25 protein-coding genes and 1 riboswitch are annotated in these 26,428 nt (G+C 61.1%); of the genes, 13 read left to right on the top strand and 12 right to left on the bottom strand.

Translation table 11 applies throughout. The features are described 5' to 3' along the window. Positions 1-18 precede the first annotated feature (18 nt). The gene (locus GR212_RS04845; RefSeq protein ID WP_163985328.1) at positions 19-2,061 is read left to right on the top strand and encodes an NADH:flavin oxidoreductase; all 2,043 of its coding nucleotides are present in this window, start codon (positions 19-21) and stop codon (positions 2,059-2,061) included. Positions 2,062-2,176: 115 nt separating this feature from the next. On the opposite strand, the gene dhaL is transcribed toward GR212_RS04845, so the two are convergent. Then, positions 2,177-2,821 carry a dihydroxyacetone kinase subunit DhaL gene (gene dhaL / locus GR212_RS04840; protein WP_163985327.1) on the bottom strand — a complete coding sequence of 215 codons (645 nt, stop codon included), beginning with the start codon at positions 2,819-2,821 and terminating at the stop codon, positions 2,177-2,179. Beyond that, positions 2,821-3,837 (bottom strand): dihydroxyacetone kinase subunit DhaK, encoded by a 1,017-nt coding sequence (locus GR212_RS04835; protein ID WP_163985326.1) that lies wholly within the window; start codon positions 3,835-3,837, stop codon positions 2,821-2,823. Before GR212_RS04835 ends, dhaL begins: the two co-directional genes overlap by 1 nt. Before the next feature lie 300 nt (positions 3,838-4,137). Between GR212_RS04835 and GR212_RS04830 the strand changes: the two genes are divergently transcribed. The 3 genes from GR212_RS04830 to GR212_RS04820 all read left to right on the top strand — a co-directional run bounded on the left by GR212_RS04830 (position 4,138) and on the right by GR212_RS04820 (position 6,233). Beyond that, on the top strand, positions 4,138-4,842 hold the full coding sequence (locus GR212_RS04830) for a transcriptional regulator NanR (protein ID WP_163985325.1): 705 nt from the start codon (positions 4,138-4,140) through the stop codon (positions 4,840-4,842). A 106-nt stretch (positions 4,843-4,948) separates the two neighbouring features. Next, the gene (locus GR212_RS04825; protein ID WP_163985324.1) at positions 4,949-5,161 is read left to right on the top strand and encodes a hypothetical protein; all 213 of its coding nucleotides are present in this window, start codon (positions 4,949-4,951) and stop codon (positions 5,159-5,161) included. A gap of 199 nt (positions 5,162-5,360) precedes the next feature. Continuing rightward, on the top strand, positions 5,361-6,233 hold the full coding sequence (locus GR212_RS04820; RefSeq protein WP_163985323.1) for an undecaprenyl-diphosphate phosphatase: 873 nt from the start codon (positions 5,361-5,363) through the stop codon (positions 6,231-6,233). 79 nt (positions 6,234-6,312) lie between these two features. On the opposite strand, the gene GR212_RS04815 is transcribed toward GR212_RS04820, so the two are convergent. The 4 genes from GR212_RS04815 to thiM are packed head-to-tail and all read right to left on the bottom strand — an operon-like array spanning position 6,313 to position 9,327. After that, positions 6,313-7,077, bottom strand: a complete 765-nt coding sequence (locus GR212_RS04815) for a 3-oxoacyl-ACP reductase (protein ID WP_163985322.1) — start codon at positions 7,075-7,077, stop codon at positions 6,313-6,315. Further along, complete coding sequence (thiD, locus tag GR212_RS04810; protein WP_163985321.1) at positions 7,074-7,895, bottom strand: bifunctional hydroxymethylpyrimidine kinase/phosphomethylpyrimidine kinase; 822 nt, start codon at positions 7,893-7,895, stop codon at positions 7,074-7,076. The genes GR212_RS04815 and thiD overlap by 4 nt, the downstream gene beginning before the upstream one ends. Continuing rightward, a complete protein-coding gene (gene thiE / locus GR212_RS04805; RefSeq protein WP_163985320.1) occupies positions 7,892-8,527 on the bottom strand; it encodes a thiamine phosphate synthase in 636 nt (211 codons plus the stop codon). The genes thiD and thiE overlap by 4 nt, the downstream gene beginning before the upstream one ends. Continuing rightward, complete coding sequence (thiM, locus tag GR212_RS04800) at positions 8,524-9,327, bottom strand: hydroxyethylthiazole kinase (protein WP_163985319.1); 804 nt, start codon at positions 9,325-9,327, stop codon at positions 8,524-8,526. The genes thiE and thiM overlap by 4 nt, the downstream gene beginning before the upstream one ends. 50 nt (positions 9,328-9,377) lie before the next feature. Further along, positions 9,378-9,474, bottom strand: a riboswitch (TPP riboswitch). A gap of 229 nt (positions 9,475-9,703) precedes the next feature. Here thiM and GR212_RS04795 point away from each other — a divergent pair. The 3 genes from GR212_RS04795 (at position 9,704) to GR212_RS04785 (ending at position 13,146) form a co-directional block, all read left to right on the top strand. Then, entirely contained in the window at positions 9,704-9,850 is a 147-nt protein-coding gene (locus GR212_RS04795) for a DUF1127 domain-containing protein (RefSeq protein WP_015342994.1), read from the top strand. Between the two features lie 582 nt (positions 9,851-10,432). Then, entirely contained in the window at positions 10,433-11,308 is an 876-nt protein-coding gene (gene yghU, locus GR212_RS04790; protein ID WP_163985318.1) for a glutathione-dependent disulfide-bond oxidoreductase, read from the top strand. Between the two features lie 230 nt (positions 11,309-11,538). Beyond that, complete coding sequence (locus GR212_RS04785; protein WP_163985317.1) at positions 11,539-13,146, top strand: hypothetical protein; 1,608 nt, start codon at positions 11,539-11,541, stop codon at positions 13,144-13,146. A 70-nt stretch (positions 13,147-13,216) separates the two neighbouring features. Here GR212_RS04785 and GR212_RS04780 read toward each other — a convergent pair whose 3' ends face one another. Beyond that, a complete protein-coding gene (locus GR212_RS04780; protein WP_163985316.1) occupies positions 13,217-14,590 on the bottom strand; it encodes a sigma-54-dependent transcriptional regulator in 1,374 nt (457 codons plus the stop codon). Continuing rightward, positions 14,587-16,464: a sensor histidine kinase gene (locus GR212_RS04775; RefSeq protein WP_163985315.1), complete on the bottom strand. Its 1,878-nt coding sequence runs from the start codon at positions 16,462-16,464 to the stop codon at positions 14,587-14,589. The genes GR212_RS04780 and GR212_RS04775 overlap by 4 nt, the downstream gene beginning before the upstream one ends. A gap of 218 nt (positions 16,465-16,682) precedes the next feature. On the opposite strand from GR212_RS04775, the gene GR212_RS04770 reads away from it, so the two are divergent. The 5 genes from GR212_RS04770 to GR212_RS04750 all read left to right on the top strand — a co-directional run bounded on the left by GR212_RS04770 (position 16,683) and on the right by GR212_RS04750 (position 21,895). Next, positions 16,683-18,011, top strand: coding sequence for a dicarboxylate/amino acid:cation symporter (locus GR212_RS04770; protein ID WP_163985314.1), 1,329 nt, complete (start codon positions 16,683-16,685; stop codon positions 18,009-18,011). Positions 18,012-18,307: 296 nt separating this feature from the next. Continuing rightward, complete coding sequence (locus GR212_RS04765) at positions 18,308-18,841, top strand: NUDIX hydrolase (RefSeq protein ID WP_163985313.1); 534 nt, start codon at positions 18,308-18,310, stop codon at positions 18,839-18,841. Positions 18,842-19,160: 319 nt separating this feature from the next. Then, entirely contained in the window at positions 19,161-19,406 is a 246-nt protein-coding gene (locus GR212_RS04760; protein ID WP_163985312.1) for a helix-turn-helix domain-containing protein, read from the top strand. Positions 19,407-19,901: 495 nt separating this feature from the next. Beyond that, positions 19,902-20,633 (top strand): response regulator, encoded by a 732-nt coding sequence (locus GR212_RS04755; RefSeq protein WP_163985719.1) that lies wholly within the window; start codon positions 19,902-19,904, stop codon positions 20,631-20,633. Continuing rightward, positions 20,630-21,895 carry an ATP-binding protein gene (locus tag GR212_RS04750; RefSeq protein WP_163985311.1) on the top strand — a complete coding sequence of 422 codons (1,266 nt, stop codon included), beginning with the start codon at positions 20,630-20,632 and terminating at the stop codon, positions 21,893-21,895. Before GR212_RS04755 ends, GR212_RS04750 begins: the two co-directional genes overlap by 4 nt. Before the next feature lie 842 nt (positions 21,896-22,737). Here GR212_RS04750 and GR212_RS04745 read toward each other — a convergent pair. The 4 genes from GR212_RS04745 to GR212_RS04735 form a co-directional block, all read right to left on the bottom strand. Continuing rightward, on the bottom strand, positions 22,738-23,364 hold the full coding sequence (locus GR212_RS04745) for a hypothetical protein (protein WP_163985310.1): 627 nt from the start codon (positions 23,362-23,364) through the stop codon (positions 22,738-22,740). A 255-nt stretch (positions 23,365-23,619) separates the two neighbouring features. Continuing rightward, on the bottom strand, positions 23,620-23,781 hold the full coding sequence (locus GR212_RS36780; protein ID WP_204326268.1) for a hypothetical protein: 162 nt from the start codon (positions 23,779-23,781) through the stop codon (positions 23,620-23,622). An 82-nt stretch (positions 23,782-23,863) separates the two neighbouring features. Beyond that, entirely contained in the window at positions 23,864-24,715 is an 852-nt protein-coding gene (locus GR212_RS04740; protein WP_163985309.1) for a helix-turn-helix domain-containing protein, read from the bottom strand. Positions 24,716-24,784: 69 nt separating this feature from the next. Beyond that, positions 24,785-25,012: a DUF1127 domain-containing protein gene (locus tag GR212_RS04735; RefSeq protein WP_163985308.1), complete on the bottom strand. Its 228-nt coding sequence runs from the start codon at positions 25,010-25,012 to the stop codon at positions 24,785-24,787. A gap of 257 nt (positions 25,013-25,269) precedes the next feature. Between GR212_RS04735 and GR212_RS04730 the strand changes: the two genes are divergently transcribed. After that, on the top strand, positions 25,270-26,415 hold the full coding sequence (locus tag GR212_RS04730) for a M24 family metallopeptidase (RefSeq protein ID WP_163985307.1): 1,146 nt from the start codon (positions 25,270-25,272) through the stop codon (positions 26,413-26,415). Positions 26,416-26,428: the final 13 nt, after the last annotated feature.

Genomic DNA, 26,428 nt, shown 5'->3' with positions numbered 1-26,428 from the left:
AAAAGCGATGAAAGCGTCATGACCTCCAACGATCCCTTGCTCCAGCCCTATCAGCTCAAGCACCTGACGCTGAAGAACCGCATCATGTCGACGGCGCATGAGCCGGCCTATTCGGAAGGCGGCATGCCGACGGACAGATACAGGCTCTATCATCGCGAAAAAGCCAAGGGCGGCATCGCGCTGACCATGACGGCGGGGTCTGCGGTCGTTTCGCCGGATTCGCCGCCGGCCTTCGGCAACCTCCATGCCTATCGCGACGAGATCGTGCCCTGGCTGAAGAAGCTTGCGGACGACTGTCACGAGTTCGGCGCCGCGGTCATGATCCAATTGACCCATCTCGGCCGCCGCACGGGATGGAACAAGGGCGACTGGTTGCCTGTGCTGGCGCCGTCGCCGATCCGCGAACCGGCGCATCGGGCTTTCCCGAAGACGGCGGAAGACTGGGACATCGAACGCATCATCGCCGATTTCGCCGCCGCCGCCCAGCGCATGCAGGCCGCCGGCCTCGACGGTATCGAGATCGAAGCCTATGGCCATCTGACCGACGGTTTCTGGTCGCCGGCCACGAACAGGCGGGATGACGAATTCGGCGGTTCGCTGGAAAACCGCATGCGCTTCTCGAGGATGATGACCCAAGCCATTCGCAAGGCGGTCGGGCCGGATTTCATCGTCGGCATGCGCATGGTGGCGGACGAGGATTGGGAAAAGGGGCTTTCGCGGGAAGAAGGTGTCGAGATCGCCAGGCGGCTGGTCGCATCGGGCAATATCGATTTTCTCAACATCATTCGCGGCCATATTGAAAGCGACGCGGCGCTCAACAACGTCATTCCGATCCAGGGCATGGCGTCGGCACCGCATCTGGACTTTGCCGGCGAGGTGAGGGCGGCGACGAAGTTTCCCGTCTTCCACGCGGCCCGCATCGGCGATGTCGCCACAGCGCGCCATGCGATCGCGGAAGGCAAGCTCGACATGGTTGGCATGACGCGCGCCCATATTGCCGACCCGCATATCGTCAGCAAGGTGATGTCCGGACAGGAAGCCCATATTCGCCCCTGTGTGGGAGCAACCTACTGTCTCGACCGCATCTATGAGGGCGGCGAAGCGCTCTGTATTCACAATGCGGCAACCGGCCGCGAGGCCGAGATGCCGCACCGGATCGAGCGTGCAGTCGCGCCGCGCAAGGCCGTCGTCATCGGAGCTGGCCCTGCGGGTCTGGAGGCGGCACGCGTGCTTGCCGAGCGCGGCCACACCGTCGACGTGCTGGAGGCGAGCAGCAAGGCCGGCGGACAGGTGAATCTTCTGACCCGCAATCCGAGGCGCAAGGAGATGATCGGCATCATCGATTGGCGGCTTGCGGAGTTGGAACGTCTCGATGTCACCATTCACTACGACGTCTATGCCGGCGCCGATGAGGTGATGGCTTTCGCGCCTGATCTTGTCGTTGTGGCGACCGGCGGTATCGCGCAATCTCCTGAGCTGGAGGGGGGTGACGCGCTCGTCACCTCGTCATGGGATATTCTCGCAGGCGCGATCAAGCCCGAGGGCCAGGTCCTGCTCTACGACGACAATGGCGGGCATCCGGGCATGTCGGCCGCCGAGGTCATCGCCAATAGCGGCGCCGAACTTGAACTGGTTTCGCCGGAGCGTTTCTTTGCGCCGGAAATGGGCGGCATGAACCATGTGCCCTATGCGAAAGCCTTCGCCGAGAAGAACGTCCGTGTCACCATCAATACGCGGCTCAAATCGGTACGGCGCGACGGAAACGTCCTTGTCGCGGTCCTGGGCTCCGATTTTTCCGAGCAGACCCAATGGGAGCGTCGAGTGTCCCAGGTGGTCGTCGAGCACGGCACGATGGCCAATGACGAGCTTTACCTCGACTTGAAACCGCTGTCGCGCAACCTCGGCGCTATCGACTATCCAGCCCTGATAGCGCGCCGCCCGCCATTGCCAGCGAAGAACGAGGCCGGCTCCTTCGATCTGATCCGCATCGGGGACGCCATCGCGAGCCGCAATATCCACGCTGCCATCTACGATGCGTTGCGCTATTGCTCGCTGCTGTGAAGTCGCCGGGTGTGTCGCTGAGCGGCCGAAAATCAACAGAAAGAGCTGAGAAAAATATATATTTCTCAGCTTCTTATATCTTTCTATTCTATTAAATTATCAGCAGCCTTGATCGCTATTCGAATGCGAAGTGGCTTTTGAAGCACGATATCACCACCACCGCCGAAGCCGCCCCCGGATCCATGTGCCCCAGAGCGCGGTCGCCAAGCCGGGATGACCTGCCTTTTGTGGCGATCATCGCCTTCGTCGCTTCTGCTCCCGCTTCGGCCGCCGCGAGGCCGGCTGCAAGACAGTCGGCAAGCGGCAAGCCCCGATCACGGGCGTCGCGGCAGGCGGCTGCGGCAGGCGCCCAGGCATCGACCATCGTCTTTTCGCCGACCTCCGCCTTGCCCCGGTCCTGAATGCCCTTGGCGAAAGCCGTCATTATATCGACCATATCGTCCTCGCTTAGCGAGGTTTTGCCCTTGGCGACGGCGCCCGCGCGCATGAGGGCCGTCGCATAGAGAGGTCCGGACGAGGCGCCCACGGCATTGAGGAAGGATTTCGCCGCCGTATTGAAGACCGCTGTCGGGTCTGCCGTTGCCGGATCCAGCTCTGAAACCGCCTTTGCGGCGGCGGCAAAACCGAGTTCCATGGCGATGCCGTGATCGGCGTCGCCGATGACGCCGTCCAGCGCGCAGAGACGATCCTTTTCGTGTGCCATTGCCTCGGCGAGCCGCGCGAAAAGTGCCTGCAGGTCTTCCGTTCCAATCGTCGTCATCACAGTGCCTCGCCGGAGCGGAACATGGCGCAATCGCAGGGATGATCGATCAGCCGCTGCAGTTCGTCGTCGAGATGCATGAGCGTGATCGAGGCGCCGGCCATTTCCAGCGATGTGCAGTAGTTGCCGACCAGGGACACATGGATGACGAGACCTGCGTCGTCGAGCATCGCCTTGAGCTTGCGCATCATGATGTAAAGCTCCATCAGCGGCGTCGAACCCAGAGAATTGACGAGCACGGCAACCCGGTCGCCGCGCGCCGGCTTCATCTCGTCCAGGATCTTGCCGGCGAGCTCGCTCGTCACCTCATCCGCCGATTTCATCGGGCCGCGAGCGACGCCGGGCTCGCCATGGATGCCCATGCCGATCTCCATTTCGTCCTCGCCGATTTCGAAATTCGGCTTCCGCGTCTGCGGCAGCGAGCAGGGCGATAGCGCGACGCCCATCGTATAGGTGCGTTCATTGGCCCATCGCGCCACCCGTTCGACGTCGTCGAAACCGTACATCAGATCGCAGGCGGCGCCCGCCGCCTTGAAAATGAAGACGTTGCCGGCAACCCCGCGGCGGCGTTCCTTCTGTGCTATCGGCGCTGAGGCGATATCGTCCGTCGTGAGCACGGTGCGCACCTCGATATCGTCCATGGCAAGCATCTCGGCCGCCATGTCGAAATTCATGACGTCGCCGGCATAGTTGCCATACATGAACAGCACGCCGGCGCCGCCATCGGCGGCCTTCGCGCATTCGATGATGGGGTCTGGCGGCGGCGAGGCAAAGACATTGCCGATGGCAGCGGCATCGGCCAGCCCCTTGCCAACAAAGCCGAGAAACGTCGGCTCGTGCCCTGAGCCACCGCCGATGACCAGGCCGACCTTGCCGGTCCTCGGACCATGGTTCGCCACGATCGAGCGTGGTGATCCTTCAACGGCGCGGAGGTGACGCGGATGGGCCGCCAGGATCCCGGCCAGCATTTCATCCACGGCCGCGGCACCTTCGTTGATCAGCTTCTTCGTCTTCACGCAACTCTCCCAAATCATTACGATTGTTGCGAGTAAGATGCGCGTCTGTGAATGAAGGTCAATCCATCAACGCTGCGGGAGCCATGATATAGGCTCCGTATTTCTGGGGACTGCGCCGACGGCAGCGGAGCAGTTGGGCGGCGTGCCGCCGAGTGCGACTGAAGGTTCCTCTTGCCGACAATTTGCCGCGTGACGTAGACGTTTTTTTGCTCGGCAGCCGATAACGCTTTTGTTATGGGCTTACGCTGCGGCAGGCGAAAAATGCATAAAGTGGAAAAAGCTTTGAGGAGGCGGAGTTTCATGGGGCAGCCAGTCGAGCAAATTGTCCGGCGAAAGCTATCTGATGAAGTCTTCGATCGGCTGGAACGTCTGATCACGTCGGGAGAACTCAAGCCCGGGGATGAAATGCCGTCCGAGCGTGTACTCATGGAGCGTTTCGGTGTCGGGCGCCCGGCGATCCGGGAGGCCATGCAGGCGCTTGCCAACATGGGATTGGTCAATATTTCGCATGGCGAGCGGGCGAAAGTGCTGCAACTGACGGCGAAATCGATCTTCCGTCAGGTCGATCCGACGGCGAAGATCATGCTGTCGCAATCGTCCGATTCGCTCGAGCACCTGAAGAGCGCGCGCATCTTCTTCGAACGCGGCATGGCGCGCGAAGCGGCTCAGCGTACAAGTGAAACGGATGTCTGCGAACTTCGCGAGATCATCGAGCGGCAGCGCGCGGCATTGGGCGATGCCGAGGCGTTCATTTCGGCCGACATCCAATTCCACACGCGCATCGCACAGATTTCCGGCAATCCGATTTTCGTTGCAGTCAGCGAGGCCATGCTTGCATGGCTGAAAGCCTATCACACCGATATGCTGATCTGGGCCGGCAAGGAGAAATTCACGCTGGTCGAACATGAGGAAATCCTGGCACGTCTGGCGGAGCACGATGCCGACGGGGCGGAACAGGCGATGCTCCGGCATCTGGAACGATCGCGCGCGCTCTACATGAAATAACAGCTGCGCCGGCAGGTCTTCCGGGGCCTGCTCGCGGACATGGCGTTCGTCCTAATTCCTCCCCAATCCTCGGTGTATCTGGCGGAATACAAATGAGGTATTCGCGATGATCAATTTCATTCATCGAAACATGGCGCTTTTTCTGGCACCCGTCCTGACGGTCGCGGCCATAACCCTTTACAATCTGACAGGCCTTCTGGTGAGGCATCATCACACTTTGGCACATGAGATTCATCGCGCGGCAGGCGCATTTGCTCTGCTCGCCGTGTTCTACGTGATCCTTCGTTACATGCAGTCATTGCCGGACGATGAGGCCTAGAAAACCGTCAAACGGGAAATCGTGACTGACAATTTCAGATAGAGTTCAGCCTGCACGGCTATATCCTCGCCCTGTCATGGCGCGAAATTGGCGACACCTTCGATAGAGGGTGCCGTTTTCGCGCTGGAAAACAGTTTCATAGCAAGTTCGTCGCACCGCTTCGGTGCAAGCCCCCATGAAGAACTGAGGATGTCAAAACGTGGCTGATGTTTGTACGCAAGGCGTGGACACGGGCTTTGTTGCCCTGGGCTATGCCAAGATCGCAATCCTGGGTGTCGTGCAGGGATTGACCGAGCTGTTGCCGGTCTCTTCGACGGCCCATATGCGCTTGGTGCCGGCCTTGCTTGGCTGGCAGGATCCGGGTTCGGCCTTTTCGGCTGCGATGCAGCTTGCCGCACTTGCCGCGATCGTCTCCTACTTCTGGAGCGACGTTCGGTATGTCACCTTCGGATCGCTCGATGCCATCAGGCAGAGGGATTGGCGCTCGCCTGCGATGCGGCTTGCTATCGCCATCGTGATCGCGACCGTGCCGATCGTCATTGCGGGCCTTCTGCTGTCGTCATCCCTGAATGCGTGCGGAACGTCGTTTCGCAGTCTCTGGGTGATCGGCATTGCCTGCCTGGTCATGGGGCTGCTTCTGGCAGTCGCGGAACTCTACAGCCGGCACAGGAAGGGCATCGAGCAGATGACGCTCATGGACGCCCTGTTCGTCGGCATCACGCAGGTCGGCGCGCTTGTTCCCGGCGTCTCGCGTTCCGGCTCGACGCTGACGGGCGCCTTGTTCCTTGGCTTGAAGCGCGAGGAAGCCGCCCGGTTTTCGTTCCTGCTCGGCCTGCCGGCCATCGCGCTCGCCGGCCTGAAGGAGCTTTTCGAGCTCTACAAGGCGCATATTCCGATGGAAGCCTGGTCGGTTCTGCTCGTTGGCCTTATTGTGGGCAGCATATCGTCCTTTATCACCATATGGGGACTTATGCGTTTCCTGGAGCGCTTCTCGACCTGGCCTTTCGTCATTTACCGTATCGTACTTGGCGTCGTCATCCTGTTCGGCGTGCTGACCATGGGCTGGGCCTAAGCGGCCAGCATCGATCCGACGTCAAGGTTTGAACAGAGGCGCTGTCTGCCAGGCAGCGCCTCTTTCCATGATGGACCTGCTATCCGAAGACGAGGCCGCCATCGACGATGAGGTTTTGGCCGGTGACGGCGCGTGCCCAGGGGCTTGCGAAGAAGACAACCGCATCGGCTGCCTCCTCTGGCGTGGTAACGCGGCGCAACGGCGTATTCGCGGCGATGATGTCGAAGACGGCTTCCGGGGTAGCGCTGCTCGCATCCGTCGTGCGCAGGAGACCGCCGGATACCATGTTGACCGTGATTCCCAGCGGGCCGAGCTCGGCGGCAGCCGTGCGGGTGAGCGACAGCAAGGCGGCTTTGGCGGCGGTATAATCGTGATAAGGCACGACCGGATTCTGGAAGAGGTTCGTACCGATCGTGACGACCCGGCCAAAGCCGGCCTGCGCCATTGCCGGCCGTGCAGCCTGTATCAGGTTCAACGCTCCCTGCAGGGCCGTTTCCAGCTGCAGCGCCATCTCGGCCCAGCTTAAGACATCCAGCTTCGAACGTGCGTCGCCGTTGAAGCTGAAATCGGCCAACGCATTGTGGACGACCGTTGTCGGCGCTCCGAAATGGTCCGTCACCTCCGCTACAAGCCGCTTTGTATCTTCGAGGTCGCGAATATCGGCCTGAAACGCTTGGGCGCGTTCGCCAAGCCGTGCTGCGAGCGCCTCTGCCTGCTCACGGCTCGTGCGATAGTTGATGGCGACTTTCGCGCCTTCTCGGGCAAAGGCGCTTGCGATGGCCGCACCGAGCCCGCGGCCGGCGCCCGACACGATAATGATTTGATCCTTGATTGGCAGGCTCATTTCCTCACTCCTTCTTTGTCTGCCCATAGCGCATGAAAGTGCTGTACGGGTCCGTGGCCGCTTCCGACGGAAAGTTGACCTGCCGCCGCAACCGCGGTGGCGAGATAGGCTTTGGCGACGGCGACGGCTTCCGGCAGCGGCAAGCCCTTGGCGATCTCGGCAGCAATTGCGCTGGAAAGCGTGCAGCCCGTCCCATGCGTATTCTTCGTCGGCAAACGTTCGGCCTCGAACCATGTCAGGCGGCCGGAGCTTGCAAGCACATCCGGACTTTCGTCACCCTCCAGATGACCGCCCTTTACCAGCACTGCCGAGGGCCCAAGCTCGGCCAGGGCAAGTGCCTGGCGCGCCATGTCCTCCCGGCTTCGCGCTTCCGCGTCATGCAAGAGCGCCGCCGCCTCGGGCAGGTTCGGCGTGATGACCGTTGCCAGGGGCAGCAATCGGGTGGTCAGCACATCGACGGCATCGGCAGCAAGCAGCGCGGCGCCGCCCTTGGCGATCATGACAGGGTCGAGCACCACGGGCACATCGCGATGTTGCTCCAGAATGTCGGCAACGGCTTCCGCGATCGCGGCGTTGGCGATCATGCCGATCTTGACGGCATCGACGCGGATATCGGCAAAGATTGCGTTGATCTGATCCGCCACGAATTGGGGAGGCACCGGATGAACGCCGGAGACGCCCTGCGTATTTTGCGCCGTCAAAGCTGTGAGGGCGGCCATTCCGTAGACGCCGAGGGCGGAAAAGGCTTTGAGGTCGGCCTGGATGCCGGCGCCGCCGGAAGGATCGGAGCCTGCGATGGATAGGACATTGCGGATCATCGACGGGCCTCCTTGATGGCGTTGGCGATAAAGGCCGTGGCTGCCTGCGGGTCGGGCGTGCCGCATATGGCTGAGACGACCGCCAGACCATCGGCGCCGGCCGTGAGAACGTTTGCCGCGTGCTCTGCCTTGAGGCCGCCGATCGCGACCGTTGGAACCGGGCAGAGCCCGACGATACGGGCAAGACCATCAAGGCCGATCGGCTGCTTGTGGTCGGGCTTGGTCGGCGTGGCAAAAACCGGACCGACCCCGGCATAATCGACGATGCTTGCATCTATGGCGGAAGCGAGCGCCTCGGTTTCCACCGAGAGACCGAGGATCATCTCCGGGCCGATCATGCGACGGGCGTCGGCGGCATTGATATCCTCCTGCCCGATATGCAGCCCATCGGCACCGATGGCGATGGCAGCCTCGACATTGTCGTTGACGATCAGCCGCGCATTGCTTCCATGCAGGATCTGTTTGAGGGCACGACCCGTTTCGATCATCGCTGCGGTCGGAGCATGCTTGTCGCGCAGCTGTACGATCGTGGCGCCGCCAGCGATAGCGGCACGCGTCGTCTCCACCATGCCGAGATCGGCGCATAGTATGGGATCGAGCACAAGATAGAGCGAGAGATCGAAGTCTTTCATGCTGCCGATATCCTTGCTTCGCGATCCAGCGTTTCCCGGTCGAGGTTCGCCAGCGCATCGAGGAAGCGCCAGGAAAAGGAGCCAGGACCATTCGCGCTCGTTCCTGCCTGCTCTCCGGCGACGGCGAAGACGGCGAGTGCCGCCACGGTCGCATCCAATGCCGCATCCGGCGCCGTCGCGGCAAAGGCGCCGACAAGGCAGGTGAGGGAGCAACCGAGCGCGGTGACCTGCGGCATGAACGGCGAACCGCCGGCAATGCGCCGTGCCTTCTGCCCGTCGGTCACGAAATCGGTGATCCCGGTAACAGCGACGACGCAACCGTGCCTTTCGGCCAGTTGCCGGGCGGACTCTTCCGCCTGTTCGACCGGGTCCCGGCTGTCCACGCCCTGGCCGCGGCTGGCGCCGCCGGCAAGGGCGATGATCTCCGAGGCGTTGCCGCGAATGATCGTCGGCCGCAGCTCGAGCAATTGGGCGACGGCATTGCGGCGAAACGCAGTGGCATAGTGAGCGACCGGATCGAGGACCCATGGCTTGCCTCCCGCATTGGCCGACTGCGCGGCTTTCAGCATGCCGGCAAGCCAGCCGGTCGAGAGCGTACCGATATTGATCGTCAGCGCGCCGGAGATCGCGGCAAATTCGCCCGCTTCCTCTTCGGCATGCACCATCGCCGGCGACGCGCCGGCCGCAAGCACGACATTGGCTGCAATATTCATCGCGACAAAATTGGTAATGCACTGCACCAGCGGCGGGTTGGCGCGCATGGTGTCAAGCAGCCTGCCTATTTTGATTTGGTCTTGCATATCGCCCTTTCAGGCGGGGCGAGACGCTAAGGGACGACGAGCTATGCTTCCCGAGGTCCCGAGCGACTTCCTCCGCCAGCATGATCTGGTTCAGGTTCAAAGGGTACTTCTCAGCCCGCCGGATAGCGGACGCCCCTGTCTCTCATCTCATCCCTTGTCGCAGACAAAGACGGCGCTGTCATCAGAAAATCGCAAATGCCACGACGCCGGAGAGGTGCTGCTTGCTTTTCGGGCGACCCATGCAACAAGCGCATGGGTGCAGTGATACCTTAGCTCTGCAAAAGGCGAAGGGCTTCAGCTATATATTACTCATCGAAGCGAACGGAGCGCCAAGGACGGCAGCTCAGCTTCGAAAGCCCAAGGAAAGGGGATCATCATGAACGTAGCACGCTCTTTCAACAACTGGCGCAAGTATCGTCAGACGGTCGCCGAACTGGGCCGTATGTCCACGCGCGAACTGCATGATCTGGGTATCGATCGCGGCGAAATCCGCAACGTTGCCCGCGCAGCAATCGCTCGCTAACGGCCGCAACGGCTCCTTATAAAGCTGCTTTATGCCAGCGCCTGTTCTTCCGAGCAGGCGCTTTTGCTTTGTCCGGACCTAGCGCTTCGTAGGGCCTGGTCGTGTTGCGAAAGATAGGTGAAGCCTGCCGCTTTTCGCATAACGCATAACTGCCCTGCAAATAAATGCCTATCCAGTGAGCAAAAATCGGCTATGTTATCTTCATCGAAGCGATGCACCTCCTCCCGCATCTCTTCGCTTTGCAGCTGCCCTTCTCCTCCTCCCAGGGGCGCTGCTGGAACAGCGGAACTCCTCCTCCCATCTGCTGTTCGGTTCTTGTAGAAAGCCTGCCGCACCTCCTCCCGCGGCAGGCTTTTTCGTTTCAGGCGATATCGAGCGGATTTCCGGTGGCTCGACTCGCTCGAGACTGAGGCCCTGCATCCGGGCGCTGCAATTGCCCGCCGACGACACACCCGTCCCAGCGTGTCGAAGGGTCCCTCGGCTCCTCTCGCAAAAATGAACAGCCGCCACTATGTGCGGGATATGTAGCGCGCTACATCGAAGACCTACCCTCAACTTGATTCCCGAAACAGGAGGATGCCCATGACCGGTTCTGCCGACTATACGCCGCCGAAAATCTGGACCTGGAACAAGGCCAATGGCGGCCAGTTCGCCAACATCAACCGTCCGATTGCCGGGCCGACCCATGAAAAAGAACTTCCGGTCGGTCGTCATCCCCTCCAGCTCTATTCGCTGGGAACGCCCAATGGCGTGAAAGTCACCATCATGCTCGAAGAGCTGCTGGCGCTTGGCCATAGCGGCGCGGAATATGACGCCTGGCTGATCAAGATCGGCGAAGGCGATCAGTTCGGCAGCGGTTTCGTGGACGTGAATCCCAATTCGAAGATCCCTGCCTTGCTGGACCGCAGTGGCCCGAAGCCGGTCCGCGTCTTCGAATCGGCCTCGATCCTGGTATATCTCGCCGAAAAGTTTGGCGCCTTCCTGCCGACCGAGCAGCCGGCGCGTGCGGAATGCCTGTCCTGGCTGTTTTGGCAGATGGGCAGCGCGCCCTATCTCGGCGGTGGTTTCGGTCATTTTTACGCCTACGCCCCCACCAAGATCGAATATGCGATCGACCGCTTCGCCATGGAGGTGAAGCGCCAGCTCGACGTGCTCGATCGCCGTCTGGCCGAGAGCGAATACATCGCTGGCAGCGACTACACGATCGCCGACATCGCCATCTGGCCGTGGTACGGCGGTCTTGCCAAGGGTTGGCAGTATGGTGCGGCCGAGTTCCTGCAGGTGCAGGACTACAAGAACGTTCAGCGCTGGGCCGACCAGATCTATGCACGGCCTGCCGTCAAGCGTGGCCGCATGGTCAACCGCATGTCGGGAGATCCTTCCGAGCAACTGCGCGAGCGCCACGACGCCAGCGATTTCGAGACCAAGACGCAGGACAAAGTCGCAGCCGCAGGCTGACAGACAGTTTTAGCGCGCATTCTTGCGAACTCGCGGTCTCCGAGCCGCGAGTTTTTTATTGTCGCTGCGGTCGATCTCTGCTGTTTGCGGGCCTGGCTGTTTCCGGGAAAGTCAGCCTCGCTCCATCTTGCCAAGTCTAATGTCCTGCTGCCGCAAGTGTACCGCCCGGCATAGAACGCAACGCGCTCCCGCGATGCGTTTGACCCATGACGCAAGAGGAATGCTTTTCCATGCAGCAGATTGCTGGTGACCGTGCCCTGGATAAAGATGTCATCGCGGGCGCGCCGTCGCAGCAATCGGGCGAGGGGCGAGAGATGCTTTTGAAGCACCTGATTTCGGGTGGTGACGAACGATTGGATTGCGATGCGGCCAGCGGACTGAACATGTACGGCTATGGTCCGACGCCTCGGCCAAGGGACCTTGCGTTCGGATCCTCGACGGCCTCGACGATTTCTGCGGGCGCCTTTGCCGAGGTTGCCACCTATTATGATGGCCTGATGCGCGACATGGAAGCCGGCCAGGCGGCCGCGATCTACGAGCGTGAGCTCGGACATGTGCGCTCTGACCTGCTGCGTTTGCTTGGGCTGAACCAGCTGGCCGGACAGCCGCATGTCGATGCCATTCTGGCGACATCGGGCACCGACATTCATCTCTTCGCCGCCTCGCTTCTGGCGCGCGAGGACGATCGAGCCTTGATGACCATCACGCTCATGGGCAATGAAACGGGAAGCGGCGTCATGACCGCCGCCTCCGGCCGGCATTTCATGGGCAGGGTCAGCAGCGAGCGCACGGTCGCCAAGGGCGAGGAACTGCGAGCCGGCGATGCAACGCGCAACGCAACCATTGCCGTTCGCAACAAGGACGGCTCCCTTCGCGCCGACAGCGAGATCGAAGACGAATTGCGCGGCCTGATCGAGCTTGGCCGCGCCGCGGGGCTGAGATGCCTGCTCGTCGTGACCGACGTTTCCAAGACAAGCCTGTTGGCGCCAAGCCTGGAAAGCGTGTTGCGTCTCAAGGCGCGTTTCGGCGGCATACTGGATATCATGATCGATGCCTGTCAGTTCCGCCTGTCGGCAGCAACGATCCGCGCCTACCTTGCGCACGGCTTCATGGTGGCGCTAACGGGTTCCAAGTTTCTGGCGGGGCCGATTTTCAGCGGCGCGCTCCTCTGCCCGCCGCAAATGTCGGAGCGTTTCAAAAACCGCCCTCTGCCGGTGGCTCTGGCCGACTATTGCGGCAAGGCGGAATGGCCGGAGGATTGGGTGGCGCGTGAAACGCTGCCCGAGCGCGCCAATTTCGGCTTGCTCCTGCGCTGGAAGGCGGCCCTGTTCGAGCTCGAAGCCTTTGCCGCAATTCCGGAGGAGCAGATCGTTGCAGTCCTCTCCACCTTCGCCGAGGCTGTGACCACGCGGCTTGCCGGCGATCCCGCTTTTCGGTCGCTGGACAGCCGGCCGCTCGATCGGCACTGCCTCTGGGGCGCGTCGGCGATCCGCCATTGGGACGAAATTCCGTCGATCTTCTCGTTCTATCTGCGCAATGCCAATGATATCGGCCTGTTGAACGCAGGCGAGACCGCGGCCGTCTACAAGGAACTGGCCGTCGAGGACGATGGATTTGCGGCGGTGCGCCTCGGCCAACCCGTGCGATGTGCCGACTTCGGCGATGTGCCGGCAAGCGCTCTCAGAATCTGCCTGAGCGCGCCGCTGGTCGTCCGTGCTTGCAAGAGTGCCGAAGCGCTTGCCAGCCTCATCGACCAGGCCATGATCGTACTCGACCGGACGGCTGAGATCGCGGCCCGGCATTCTTCCGCCTCTGCCGCGCGGCTTGCGAGTGCATAGAGCAATTCCGCTTTAAACGGCGCTATGGAAGTGCTGGGAATTACCCTGATATCGATCCTCGCTCCATCCGTCAGTTTCGCCGGTCGTCGCCATCAAGGCCGGCGAAATCGCCTCTGACGATGCCGTGGCGTTGCAGCTTGTCGTAGAAGGTCTTCCTCGGGATGCCGAGCGCCTCTATCGTCTTCCTGACGTCGCCGTTGTTCTGCAGCAGGGTCTCCCGGATAAGCTCAGCCTCGTAGCGCTCGATGCGGGCGGGCAATGAAAGCCCCGCATCGGTGGCAGGCGCCTCCGCGGGTTTCGGCAGGGCCGTCGCCTCCAGCCCAAGAACGAAGCGTTCCGCGAAATGCGAGAGTTCGCGCACATTGCCCGGCCAGTCGTGCTGTTGCAAATGGCGATGCACGGCCACGGAAACGGCCGGCACGTCGCGCTTGAAACGGCCTGCCGCGCGCTCGGCGAAATAACCGAAGAGCAGGGGAATGTCGTCGCGCCGCTCTCGCAGCGGCGGGATGGCGAGGGTAACGACGTTGAGGCGATAATAAAGGTCCTCGCGAAAATCGCCGCGTTGACCGGGGTCGCCAAGATCGACCTTCGCGGCTGCCACGACGCGAAGATCGACGGGACGAACCTCGTTGGTGCCGAGCGGTGTCACCTCGCGCATTTCCAGCACGCGCAGCATCTGCACCTGGATCGCCGGCGGCATGCTTTCGATCTCATCGAGAAACAGGGTGCCGGAGCTCGAATGCTCGATCCGCCCGATGCGCTTTTTCTGCGCACCGGTGAAGGCGCCCGGCTCATGGCCGAAAAGCTCGCTTTCGATCACGGTTTCGGGCAGGGCGCCGCAGTTCAGCGCCACGAAATTGCCTTTCGCACGGCGGCTCCAGCGATGCAGCAGGCTGGCCACGACTTCCTTGCCGCTACCTGTTTCTCCGGTCACCAGCACATCGACATCCGTATCGGCGATCTGTCGCAGCGTATAGCGCAGGCGATCCATGGCCGGAGTCTGGCCAATCAGCGGCAAATCGCCTTGCGCCTGTTCGGCAGCCTGCCGCAGCGTTCGGTTTTCCAGCACCAGCCGTCGCTTCTCCGCCGCGCGCCGTACGCTCTGCACCAGCCGGTCGGTGGCAAAGGGCTTGGCGATGAAATCGTAGGCGCCGTCCTGGATCGCCTGCACCGCCATCGGGATATCGCCGTGACCCGTTACCAGAATGACCGGCAGATCGGCGTCAAATCCCTTGATGCGGGCGAAAAGCTGCTGTCCGTCCATCTGCGGCATGCGGATATCGGAGACGACCACGCCGGCAAACCCGGCGTCCAGAGCAACGAGAGCGTCGGTCGCGGCGGAGAAAGCGGAGACGGTAAAGCCTGCAAGTTCGAGAGTCTGTTTTGTCGCCCGCAACAGATCCTTGTCATCGTCGATGAGGAAGACGGGGGAGCTTTCGTTCATGGAGTGGCCCTGCGCAAATGGATGGAGAAGCGGGTGCCGCTGTCGCTGCTTTCGACATCCATCCGCCCGCCATAGTCGACGACGATATCCTTCGAAATGACGAGGCCGAGGCCGAGACCCTTTTCCTTGGATGTGTTGAAGGGCGTGAACAGCGAATCGAGGATCGCCGCCGGAATGCCGGGTCCGTTGTCCGAGACAACTATCTCGACTTCATGCGAAGATTCATGCACCGACACGTCCACCTTCGCCTGGTCGCTGCCTTCCAGAGCTTCCAGGGCATTCTGGAAAAGGTTGATCAGGACCTGCTCCAGCCGGATGCGCGTCCCGACGACGCTGAGCCCCGGCGGCGGCAATTCGATCCTGAGCGCATCCAGACGGCCGGCAAACCGGCTTCTCAGCAGGACGACTGCGCCCTCCATCGCGCTTCTGACGTCCACGGGTTCCGGCGCGGTCCTGCCCTTGCGGGCAAAGGCCTTCAGCTCCTCGGTGATGGTGCCGATGCGCTCCGTCAGGGCTGCGATGGCGGAGAGGTTCTCCTTGGCCGGTCCGGTCTGCTGCCTGTCGAGGAAGACATGTGCATTCTCGGCATAGGCGCGGATGGTGGCGACCGGCTGGTTGAGTTCATGGGCGACGCCGGCTGCGACCTGGCCGAGAATGGCGAGGCGATTGGCCTGTACCAGATCCTGCTGCACGCCCTGCAGCTTGGCTTCCGTCGCCCGGTGATCGGCGATTTCCGCTTCCAGCCGGTCGCGGGCGCGGCTGAGATCCTCGGTCCGCTCCAGGACGCGGCGCTCCAATTCCTCGCGGGCGATCCTGCTGACGGCGATCTGCATGGCGGAGACATCGCGCCGACGCAGGAGGAAGGCGGCAAAGGCAAGGATCGGCAACAGGACGGTGAGGGTGAGGAAGCGTGTCTCGCGCACGGAAGACGCGATCGCCTGATCGGTGGGGATGAGATAGCCGAGCTGCCATGGCGTCGACGGGACGGGCGTGGTCAGCCGCAAATATTCGACAGCGCTGCTTCCGGGCAGAACGGCACGCACGATGGTTGCGTCCGGGCCTACTTTTTCAGGGCGGCTGATCGGCAGCGGCGAGAGCGGAGCCGCGCCGAATTGCAGGCTTTTGCGAATGGTCGCGGCTTCATCGCGGTCCAGCGGCGCCGTCGTCATGAAGCGCCAGGAAGGCAGGCTGGTGATGAGAACGACGCCGTGTTCGTCGGTCACGTAAGCCGGGCGGCCGGTTTCGCTCCAATCGGCCTCCAGCTGATCGAACTCCATCTTGACGACGACAACCCCCAAAGCCGAACCGGCATCGCCGACACGGCGGGAAATGTAGAGGCCGGGGCGGTTGCTGACCGTCCCGAGCGCGTAATGCTCGGCGGTTCCCGTTTCCATCGCCTTGCGGAAATAATCGCGAAACGAATAGTCGTTGCCGACGAAGCTCAGCGGCTCCCGCCAGTTGCTGGAAGCCATCGCGACGCCGTCCTTGCCGGTGACATAGAGCACGGAAGCGCTCGTGCCGGAAACCAGGCTTTCCAGCTTTCGGTCGAGGGACACGACATCATCCGTGCGTTGGCCGGCAAGCGCGTCGCGTACCTGCCGGTCGTCGGCAAGCAAGAGGGGGAGGGCGCGCGGACGTTCGAGGACCGCCCGCAAGAGGGCCACCTTGAGGTTCGCATCCGTATGGCCCTGTCTCTGCAACGTCTCGATCGCGGAAAGGCGGCCGTAGAAGCTCGCGCCATAAAGCGCGGCTGCGATGATGGCCGCACATAGAAACGCAAAGACGAACCAGATGCGGCGCGAGCGCCGGCCCAGTTGCGCGGGCGTCAGAAATCGTTCGGTGGCCGGGCGCTGCAGCATCCATCCATTGTGCATGATTTCGCGCGAACGGCAAATCAATCTGTGCGGATTATCGCACGAATACCGGGGCAGCTTTCGCCTCCGTATAAATAAATAGCGTGAAATCAGATATTTATAACCATGTCCCTGAGTTGGCACAGGCGTTGCAAAGGCAGATGGAACAGTCGGAGGCTGTTGAATTCTAGTCGTCGCCCGGAGGGCCGAGAGATCGGTTGGGCTTAACGGAGGACATCATGATTGCTCCCATCGCTGCCGCTGAACCGCACGGCAAGCTTCCTTTCTACCGGCACCTCTACGTGCAGGTTCTCACCGCGATTGCCGCCGGCATCCTGCTGGGCCATTTCTATCCGCAGCTCGGCGCATCGATGCAGCCGCTCGGTGATGCCTTCATCAAGCTGGTGCGCATGGTCATCGCCCCCGTCATTTTCCTGACGGTCGCCACAGGCATCGCCGGCATGTCCGACCTGAAGAAATTCGGTCGCGTCGTCGGCAAGTCGTTCATCTACTTCCTAACCTTCTCGACCTTGGCCCTGATCGTCGGCCTGATCGTTTCGAACGTCCTTCAGCCCGGCGCGGGCATGCACATCGATCCGGCCTCGCTCGACACGAAGGCCGTCAACAACTATGCGGCACAGGCTCATGATGCCTCGGTCGTCGGCTTCCTGATGAACATCATTCCGGACACGATCGTCGGCGCCTTCGCCAAGGGCGATATTCTCCAGGTGCTGTTCTTCTCCGTCGTGTTCGGCATTGCGCTCGGCGCTTCCGGCGAACGCGGCCGCCCGGTCGTCGATTTCCTGCAGGCGCTGACCACCCCGATCTTCCGCATGGTATCGTTGCTGATGAAGTTCGCGCCGATCGGCGCCTTCGGCGCCATGGCCTTCACCATCGGCAAGTATGGCATCGGCACGATCGCCAACCTGGCATTCCTGATCGGCACCTTCTACCTGACGTCGCTGCTGTTCGTGCTCGTCGTGCTCGGCGCCGTCGCGCGCTACAACGGCTTCTCGATCCTGGCCCTGATCCGCTACATCAAGGAAGAGCTGCTGCTCGTTCTCGGCACGTCTTCATCGGAAGCGGCACTGCCGGGCCTGATGAACAAGATGGAACGTGCGGGCTGCAAGCGTTCGGTCGTCGGCCTCGTCATCCCGACCGGCTATTCCTTCAATCTGGACGGCACCAACATCTACATGACCCTGGCGGCGCTGTTCATTGCCCAGGCAACCGATACGTCGCTGTCGCTCGGCGACCAGATCCTGCTGTTGCTGGTGGCCATGCTGAGCTCCAAGGGCGCGGCCGGCATTACCGGCGCCGGCTTCATCACGCTTGCCGCCACTCTTGCCGTCGTGCCTTCCGTTCCGATCGCCGGCATGGCGCTGATCCTCGGCATCGACCGCTTCATGTCGGAATGCCGTGCCCTGACCAACCTCGTCGGCAACGCCGTTGCCACCGTCGTCGTCGCCCGTTGGGAAAACGAGCTCGACAAGACCAAGTTTGCTGCCGCCATGGCGGGGCAATTGAGCGAAGATATCGAGGTGCCTGCCCTGCAGGCGGCCGAGTAAGCTTCGCTGCATCCTCCCAAGGGTGAAACGGCCCCCTCTGCGGGGCCGTTTCAGTTTTCGTGCGTATAGCCACGTTCATGTGTCGGCCGTTGCAACCCATCCGATCGGCATCATCAACAGCCTCCTTCATAAAACTGTCACTGCAACGGATCACAGGATCAATAAGACAGTTGTGAATTTCGGCAGAGTCGCGAGCGGAATGGGAGGGCAGCGTGTCACAGACAATTCTTGTGGGCGCATATCACCCAACGCCACGATGGGTTTTCCTCAATCGACGTCATCGCCGGTAGCCGCACATGGCGTCTTCCGTGTCGGTGCAAAAGAAGGCCTTGAGGCATACGGAGACTTTTTTGTCCGAACTTGCCTCCCATGCCGATACCTTGCTTCGTGGCCGCGCATACGAGCAATATGCCGCTATCTGCTACAGGAGAGGTTCTGAGCAGGCCGACGCCGAAGTTCTTCTCGTCACGAGCCGGGAAAGCGGCCGATGGGTCGTTCCCAAGGGCTGGCCCATCAAGGGCAAGAAACCGCATGAGGTCGCTGCCATAGAGGCCTTTGAGGAGGCCGGCGTACGCGGCAAGGTGAAGAAAAAGCCTTTCGGATACTTTACCTATCTGAAGCAGCTTGCCGATGGCGGTCGCGTCCCCTGTATCGTCGAACTGCGTCTGCTCGAGGTCGACCGGACGTTTCAGGACTTTCCCGAGCGAGGCCAGCGCCGTGTCGAATGGGTTTCCTTCATCGAGGCGGCCAATCGTGTGCGGGAGCCGGAGCTCAAGGGCCTTCTGCTTGCGGCCGAGCGTAAGATACGCAAGGCGAAAGGCAGGAAATAGTCGTCCTTCGCGCAGGATTCTTGCTTCCGCCTGTCACATCTTGGTGAAGGGAAAATGGGGTGCAGGGATTGGAATTGCGGTGAAGGACGGCATTTTTGTAACCAAGGCGTGTAGTGGCTTTCACCGAATATTAAAACACGATATGAGCCGAGAGCTGGAGGATTGGCAGCTATGCGCTTCCGTGCTTGCCCTTGCCGCATTGATGCCTATATTGACCGAGCGTTCGGCCGCGTCTGTTTAGGTCGATATGCCTCATGGCTGCAATAGCTGCCTTCACCCGGCAACGAACCGGCCGGCGGACTTTGGAAGGAGAAATTTCATGTCCATTACTCCGAACAATATCGATAGTTCAAAGGCTTCCACCGTTCCCCATGGCGAAATCGCTGCTGCCGTGCGGCAGGCGCGTGAAGCCATCGGTTATACGGTTGATGACCTGTCTGAAACCTGTGGCCTCACCAGTGAGGAAATCATTGAAATAGAGGCTGGTGCAGAGGCCGATCCGGCGAAACTTCGGCGCATTGCACTCGCATTGCAGGTTCCGCCCTCGACTTTTTTCATCGTCTGAACATGAGGCGCACTTCGGTGCGCCTCTTCAACTCCTTTCGTGGCGGAGTCACATGGGAGTTTCATGTCAACGGCCGCAATTTATACGTGCGTCATGTCGTTGAAGCGCGTATGTTCCTGCATAAGTGAAAGGCAGGACGTCGCTGCACCAGGTTCGACCCTCTTTCGTCCCGTGATTATGTGCATGGCATCCCCGATGCGGTTGGTGAGCCATGGAGCTTGCGGCGATTTCGTCCGCTATGGCCGATCCGTCTTGCGCGCCGTCGCCGAACAGGCCAATCGAGAGGCGTGGTTTCATCGGGCCGATGCTCCGTCCGCAGCCCTGGTTTCGCATTCTTGACGCTACCCGGCATTATTGTGTTGCCCAACGTTTCTGATGCCGGGAATTTTGTAAACCAACATTTCCTCGCCCGAAATTTCCGTATTGGTGCCGCAAAACCCTTCTTTTCAGAGAGTCGATAGCTTGTATAAGGGTTGAGAAAACGGAATGAAGCCTATGAATGCGAACGTCGCGCCGGATATTCTGATAGTCGATGACGATCACGAGATACGTTCGCTGCTCAGCCGCTATCTCGAGGAGCAGGGGTTCCGCGTGTCTACGGCAAGCGATCTTCGTGGATGCAACGATGCGCTCAACCGACGCCAGCCCGATCTGCTGGTGCTGGATGTCATGCTTCCCGACGGATCGGGCCTCGATCTTTGCCGAGATCTGCGAAACCGCCGCCCTCGGGTGCCGGTCATCCTGCTGACGGCGCTGAAGGAGGATATAGACCGCATTCTGGGTCTTGAGATCGGCGCGGACGACTATCTCGGCAAGCCGTTCAATCCGCGCGAGCTGGCCGCACGCATCCGTGCCGTCCTGCGCCGCACGAACGAGGACTCATCCTCCGAACCCGAGCAGAGACGCTATCAGTTTGCGGATATGATGCTTGATCCGCAGCTTCGGCGGGTAAGCAGGGACAATGGCGAGGTGATCGCGCTGACCGGCGCGGAGTTCGATCTTCTGAAAGCCTTCCTGGAGCGGGCTGGCCGGTTGTTGTCTCGCGATCAATTGCTGGATCTGACACAGGGTCGCGACCGCGATCCGGCCGACCGCTCGATCGACGTCTTGATGAGCCGGCTACGCCGCAAGCTCGGTGAGACCGTGGAAGAGCCAATTTTCAGAACCATTCGTAATGGTGGCTATCAGCTGGTCGTCCCCGTAATGGCTATCAAGGGCGATTCATGAGGTCGCTTGGTGCGCGTCTGGCGTTGCTTCTGCTGACGGCCATCGTGCTGGTGGTCATTTCCTCCTCATTCGTGGCAAGCCTCGTCATGCGCGGGCCACGGCCGGATATGATGGTCGAGCGCATGGCCAGGCAACTTTCCATTCTGGCGACCTTTGCTGAAAAGGACAGGGCCACGGCAGCGTCGGCGGGATTGGTTATTACGCCCAAGCCGGTCGAAGGCCAGCGCGACGAAGAACTCTCCCGCTTTCTCATGGAAGCGCTGCTTCGAATTACCGGCATGCGCGAGGCGACCATAACGCGCCAATCGACGGGAGAGATGATCGCATCGCTGAAACTGTCCGACGGCAATTGGCTGGTTTTGCCGATGCCGCAGCACGGCCCGCCGCCGGGCGGTTGGAAGATCCTCATGGGGTGGCTTGGCCTCATCATCATCGGCAGCGTGCTGGTTTCGATCTTTGCCGCCTCGAAGATCATGAAACCGCTGCGCCTGCTGGAAGAGGCGGTTGCCGCGGTCAACCCCGACGGCACCTTGCCGCACATACCCGAAACCGGGCCGGGCGAAGTTCGCGCTACGGCGCAAGCGCTCAACGGCCTGTCCGCCAGAGTGAAGGCCGCCACCGAAAGCCGCATGCGGCTCGTTGCCGCCGCCGGTCACGATCTGCGGACGCCGATGACCCGGATGCGCCTGCGCGCGGAATTCATCCGGGATGACGAAGAGCGGCGCAAATGGTTTGCCGATCTGGAGGAGCTCGACCGGATTGCCGACAGTGCCATTGGCCTCGTCCGGGAGGAGATTTCCAGAGATAGCCTCGAACAGGTCAGGCTCGACAGGATCGTCGGGGCCATCGTCGCGGAGCTGAGGGCAATCGATATGAACATCGATAGCGGCGAGATGGAGCAGACGACGATCTGCGCGGGGCCGCTCGCCGTCACCAGGGCGCTGCGCAATCTGCTCATCAATGCCGCGACACACGGCCAGTCGGCGACGGTAACGGTCACTCACCTCGGCAACCGCGCGGTGGTGAGAATTATCGATACGGGGCCAGGTATTCCGGAGGATCGGCTGAACCAGGTGTTCGAGCCCTTTTTCCGAATCGATATAGCACGACAAAGATCTTTCCCCGGCGCCGGCCTCGGCATGGCTATCGCGCGGGAGATCGTCACGCGCTTCGAAGGCGAGATCACCGTGCGCAACCGCAAGCCGAGGGGGCTGGAGCAAGTCGTCTCGTTCAAGAGCGCCGATGCGAAGGCCGCGAGCTAGAGCAGAGCGATCGTCGGCGCCCTGCAAAGCGGCGGTCAATTCACGCCGCATTTTTCCGGTAAAACAGGTTTTACTTGCGTAGAATTCCCGAAAATTCTACGAGCGACAGTATTGATGATGCTATCGCGGAATTTGCTAAATAATGCGAATTCGATGGAAAAGCCGAGACACCAAATTTCCTCAAAATGCCTTGTTTCAGCAATGTTCGGAAATGTTCGGGGCAGCAACTGTTGTAGTTTGACGGCGATCACCAGCTTGACTCGAGCAGGCTTTGATCGCCCCGCATACCCGGCTTCGCCATGACGCCCCCAACACGAATGGCGAAGCCGGATTGTCTCCGATGGCAGAATTGAAAATTTCCAAAAAATCAATGCTTTGAGCGCGGCATGTCGCGAATGGCTTGCATGTCATTGCGCGCCTGTACACCACGGTAAATGCCGTCGGACGCCCCCCTTTTCACTGCTGTCAGAATGAACGACGGCGCCGTTCCGATAGCCGGCTACATATGCCCCGTTATTGGCGGCGTCTTGGCACGATATAATTTGGGCCGAGCCGAATACGGATCTTGTTTAACGGCGAAAATCCCGGCCATGGCGACGTAACCAGGGCGATACCAATGGCTTCTGTGGCCCATATTGGTGGCGATATGGCCGCTGATGCTAACGCATCTTTGGTCCGGGAGCGCCGGGCGGGCACTTCCGGACCATGCGGCTCCTCAAGGAGCCGCGCCTTGCAACCGATCGGGGCGTCCGGGGGGATCTCGATCGGCTGGAGGCGGAGAGAAATTGGTCTAGGCTATCACTTGGCGCGGGATTTCCCCTGGCCTGCTCCCGTGTTGTCGCTCAGCGGAATGGATGAGGACCGGGGACGAGGGATCGTTCGGCATCTTCAAGCTTGGCGAGCTGATCGGAAGTCAGAACATTGCGCAGAGCCGCGGCCTTGTCCTTGAGCACGCTTGCCTTGGCGGCGCGATCCAGCACGCGGTCGGCAATGCGCTCGCCGAAGAGTTCCGTCGGCTTGCCGGCATCCTGGGCGGCCTGGGGAGGGGGCGCATCGTCACCGTCCGGCGGACCCGGCGGTTGATGCCTCGGCATGGCCAAGAGATCGGTCAAAGCATTGGTATAGTCTCTCCAGGCGTCGAGCTGGGCGCTGCGAATGCCGATCAACGTTTCCATTGCCGAAAGTTTGCCTGCGAGTTCCAACGCCGGATTGTCACCATGCGGGAAGCCACCGGGCGGCATGTGCGGCATGGGCATGCCAGCGCCAAACGCCATCATCGGTCCATGGGGATGCGGGCCGGGGTGGGGCCAGCCGAATGGCGGCATATCCGCCGGAGCGGGCGGCGCTGTCTCGGCAATGGCGGGATTCTGCGTGTCAGGCGCAGCCGGCGGCTCGGCGGCATAGGCTGCGGCGGCCATGCCGCCCATGGCTGTTATGAATAAAGTTGCGACGATGTATCGTTGCCTCATGATCAGTACCTTCATTGCGATTAACCGATGCGGAGGCTAATGAGGCTGTATGAACGCGATACGTCCTTATGTTTCCGAGTATGTCCCGGAAGAGGAATGTTGCGAACGAAGTTTTCTGTGAGCTTTGCGGCAATACTTCATTACAAATTTTCTTCGTTGGCCGGATGCGAGGATCGCCGCAGCCGTTGCGCGGCTTGGACATCGACGATCGCGGCCCTCTCGGGGCGGCGATCGCCAGTGTCTCTTGTGGCGGCCTTACTCCTTGCCGGCGGACGCGACCGATGTCGATTGATCCGCCTCCTTCAGGGCGGCCGCACACTCCTCGCAGCATACTTCGACCGATTTGCCACCGAGATTGACCTTGATGGTCTCCGCACCCAGCTCGCAGTCGCAGGCGGCACATGTGGTTCTCTTCATCTCATGATCCTTTCCTGATCGTTCCCCATGTCGGGGCAGGGTCATGAGAGCACCGATCATCGCTGGAGCGCTGTCAGAATCTTTAGCGAGCCGTATATCGTTTCGGCTTCAACTGCGCGGAGCGCTGGAACTCCGCCGGAGTCAGCCCGTAGGTCTGCTTGAAAGCAGCGCTGAAATGGCTGTGGCTGGAGAAGCCGAGATCGAGACCAAGCATGGTCAGATCATCATAGGAGCCGAGAAGATCGAGTGCGCGCGCCAGCCGCAGCCGCAACTGGTAGCGATAAAGCGGCATGGCTTCGACCTGCTGGAAGACCTGCGTCAGGTAAACCGGCGATACGCCGACCTCCCTGGCGATCTCCGCAAGCGTCCATCGCCGCGCAAGATCGGAGGACAGGACGAGCTTGGCCCGGTCGACAAGTTTCTGCCGGCCGAAGCTTGCGCCGGCCGCATGAGACGTGCGCTCGCCGAGCGAGCGGCGCACCAGGGTTAGCGCCAGCGTTTCTCCTTCGAGGCTTTCGGCTATGTTACGGCTCAAGCCGTGACGCAGCATCGCCACAAGCGCCTGGGCCCGAGGGTCTATGCGCCGCCGCTGCCGACGGAAGATGACGCCGTCACCGGCGTGAACCTGCTCTTTTGGCGCAAGTTCGTGAAGGACGGTCTCGTCGATCATCAGGTCCAGGCAGGAATCGCCGCCCTCGACGGGATGGCTGATCCGGTATCCCTGTTCGCGATTGAAAAACAGCACCTGGTTGGCTTCCGCAACGGCATCGTTTTGCCCGACGTGGCGCTTGAAGACGCCGCGATAGGGATAGACGAGGCTGGTCCTGTGGGCGCATTCCTCGTCGCTCTTATGCCGGCATTCGCCATTGCAGACGACATCGCGGATGAGGACAGTTTTCGTCTTCAGCAGCAAGGCTGTCGAAATGTCTGACATGCCGAAATCCCCATCAGAGCGCTGAAGGTCGCTACGCCTAACGAACTTAGCACGTCCCGTTTCATCTTTTTAGTAGCGGCCATAGACATGGACGTCGCTTCCATTCTGACCGCGGGAAAGCCCGATATCCTTCAACTGATCGTCCGACAGCTCCATCAGTGCATTGCGGTTTCTCCGCTCGACCATCCTGCGTGCAAGCAGGCGCACCAGATCGGCGACGACCGAAAGAGGCGTGCGCCGGGCCTTGCGGCCGGCGCGGATCCGCTGGGAGGGAACTATGATAGTTGCGATTTGCATGATGATGTTCCACCGTCTGTTTCGATGGAGGCAGTGAACCATTGGGGCAGCGTTCGCGCTGTCAGATAATTTAGCGATCGAGCGGGCTGGCTATGGTCCTGACGCCGCATTGCGGAGCGGGTGGAGCGAAGCGCAAAGCGATAGGAATGTTAGCATTTTCTTTGTCGACACTTTGCCCACAAGAGCGATAGTGTCGATGGAATTGCACCTGATACGAATGAAAATGCATAAAACGGAAATAGTTGAGGAGACCAGAAATGTCGTGGCAACATCCAGTACCCCGGATCACCGAAGAGGAAAGGCTGCAACGCCTCTCGCGTCTTCGCCAATTGCTCGACGCGCAGGGATTGGCCGGCCTGTTGCTCGGGCCGACGGAGAGCCTGCGTTATTTTACCGGGCTGATCTGGCATGCGAGCGAGCGGTTTCTGGGTGCGTTGGTGACGCCGAACGGGCTTTACTACATCGTACCGGGTTTCGAACGCAGCCGGGTCGAGACCTTGCCGCATCTGCCGGCCGAAATCCTCGAATGGCAGGAAGAAGAGAGCAGCGCGGCATTGATCGCGCGCGTGCTCGGCAAGTCAGGTGTTTTGGCGCTGGACGACAACATGCCGCTTTACTTCTATAACGCACTGGCGACGGAGCTCGGAGCCGAAAAACTGGCGAACGGCGGACCGGTCATCAACAGCCTGCGCCGGATCAAATCTCCGGCTGAAATCGCGCTCATTCAATATGCGATGAACCTGACGCTCGATGTGCACAGGCAGGCGCATGCCTTGCTCAAGCCGGGGATTCGCGCCTCGGAAGTGGTCGAGTTCATCGACCGGCGACATCGCGAGGCTGCAGCCCATGGTGGCTCAACCTTCTGCATCGTATCTTTCGGTGAGGCCACGTCGCTGCCGCACGGCGCCAACGGCGACCAGACACTCGGCGAAGACGACGTCATTCTGGTGGATACCGGCACCCGCATCGACGGCTATCACTCCGACCTGACACGGACGTACAAGCTGAAGAGCGGCGACAGCGCCTTCGAAGACGCCTGGGCGATCGAGCGCGAAGCGCAGCAGGCCGTTTTCGATGCCGCGAAGCTGGGCGCTGCCTGCTCCAGCCTGGATGACGCGGCGCGCGCCGTGCTCGTGAAACATTCGCTCGGTCCCGACTATAAGCTGCCGGGGTTGCCGCATCGCGCCGGTCATGGCCTCGGGCTGGAGATTCACGAGGAGCCTTACATCGTGCGCGGCAATGCGACGAAGCTCTCAGCCGGCATGTGCTTCTCGAACGAGCCGATGATCGTCTTTCCGCAGAAATTCGGTATCCGGCTCGAGGATCATATCTACATGGCGTCGGACGGCCCGCACTGGTTTACCCAGCCTTCCAATGGACCGACCAAGCCCTTTGCAGATTGAGAATTTCCCGGAA

Origin of the sequence: Martinezella lusitana (assembly GCF_010668395.1) — a bacterium.
In the GTDB taxonomy this organism is placed as follows: Bacteria; Pseudomonadota; Alphaproteobacteria; order Rhizobiales; family Rhizobiaceae; genus Rhizobium; species Rhizobium lusitanum_A.
This window is presented reverse-complemented; position numbering and strand designations above follow the sequence as displayed.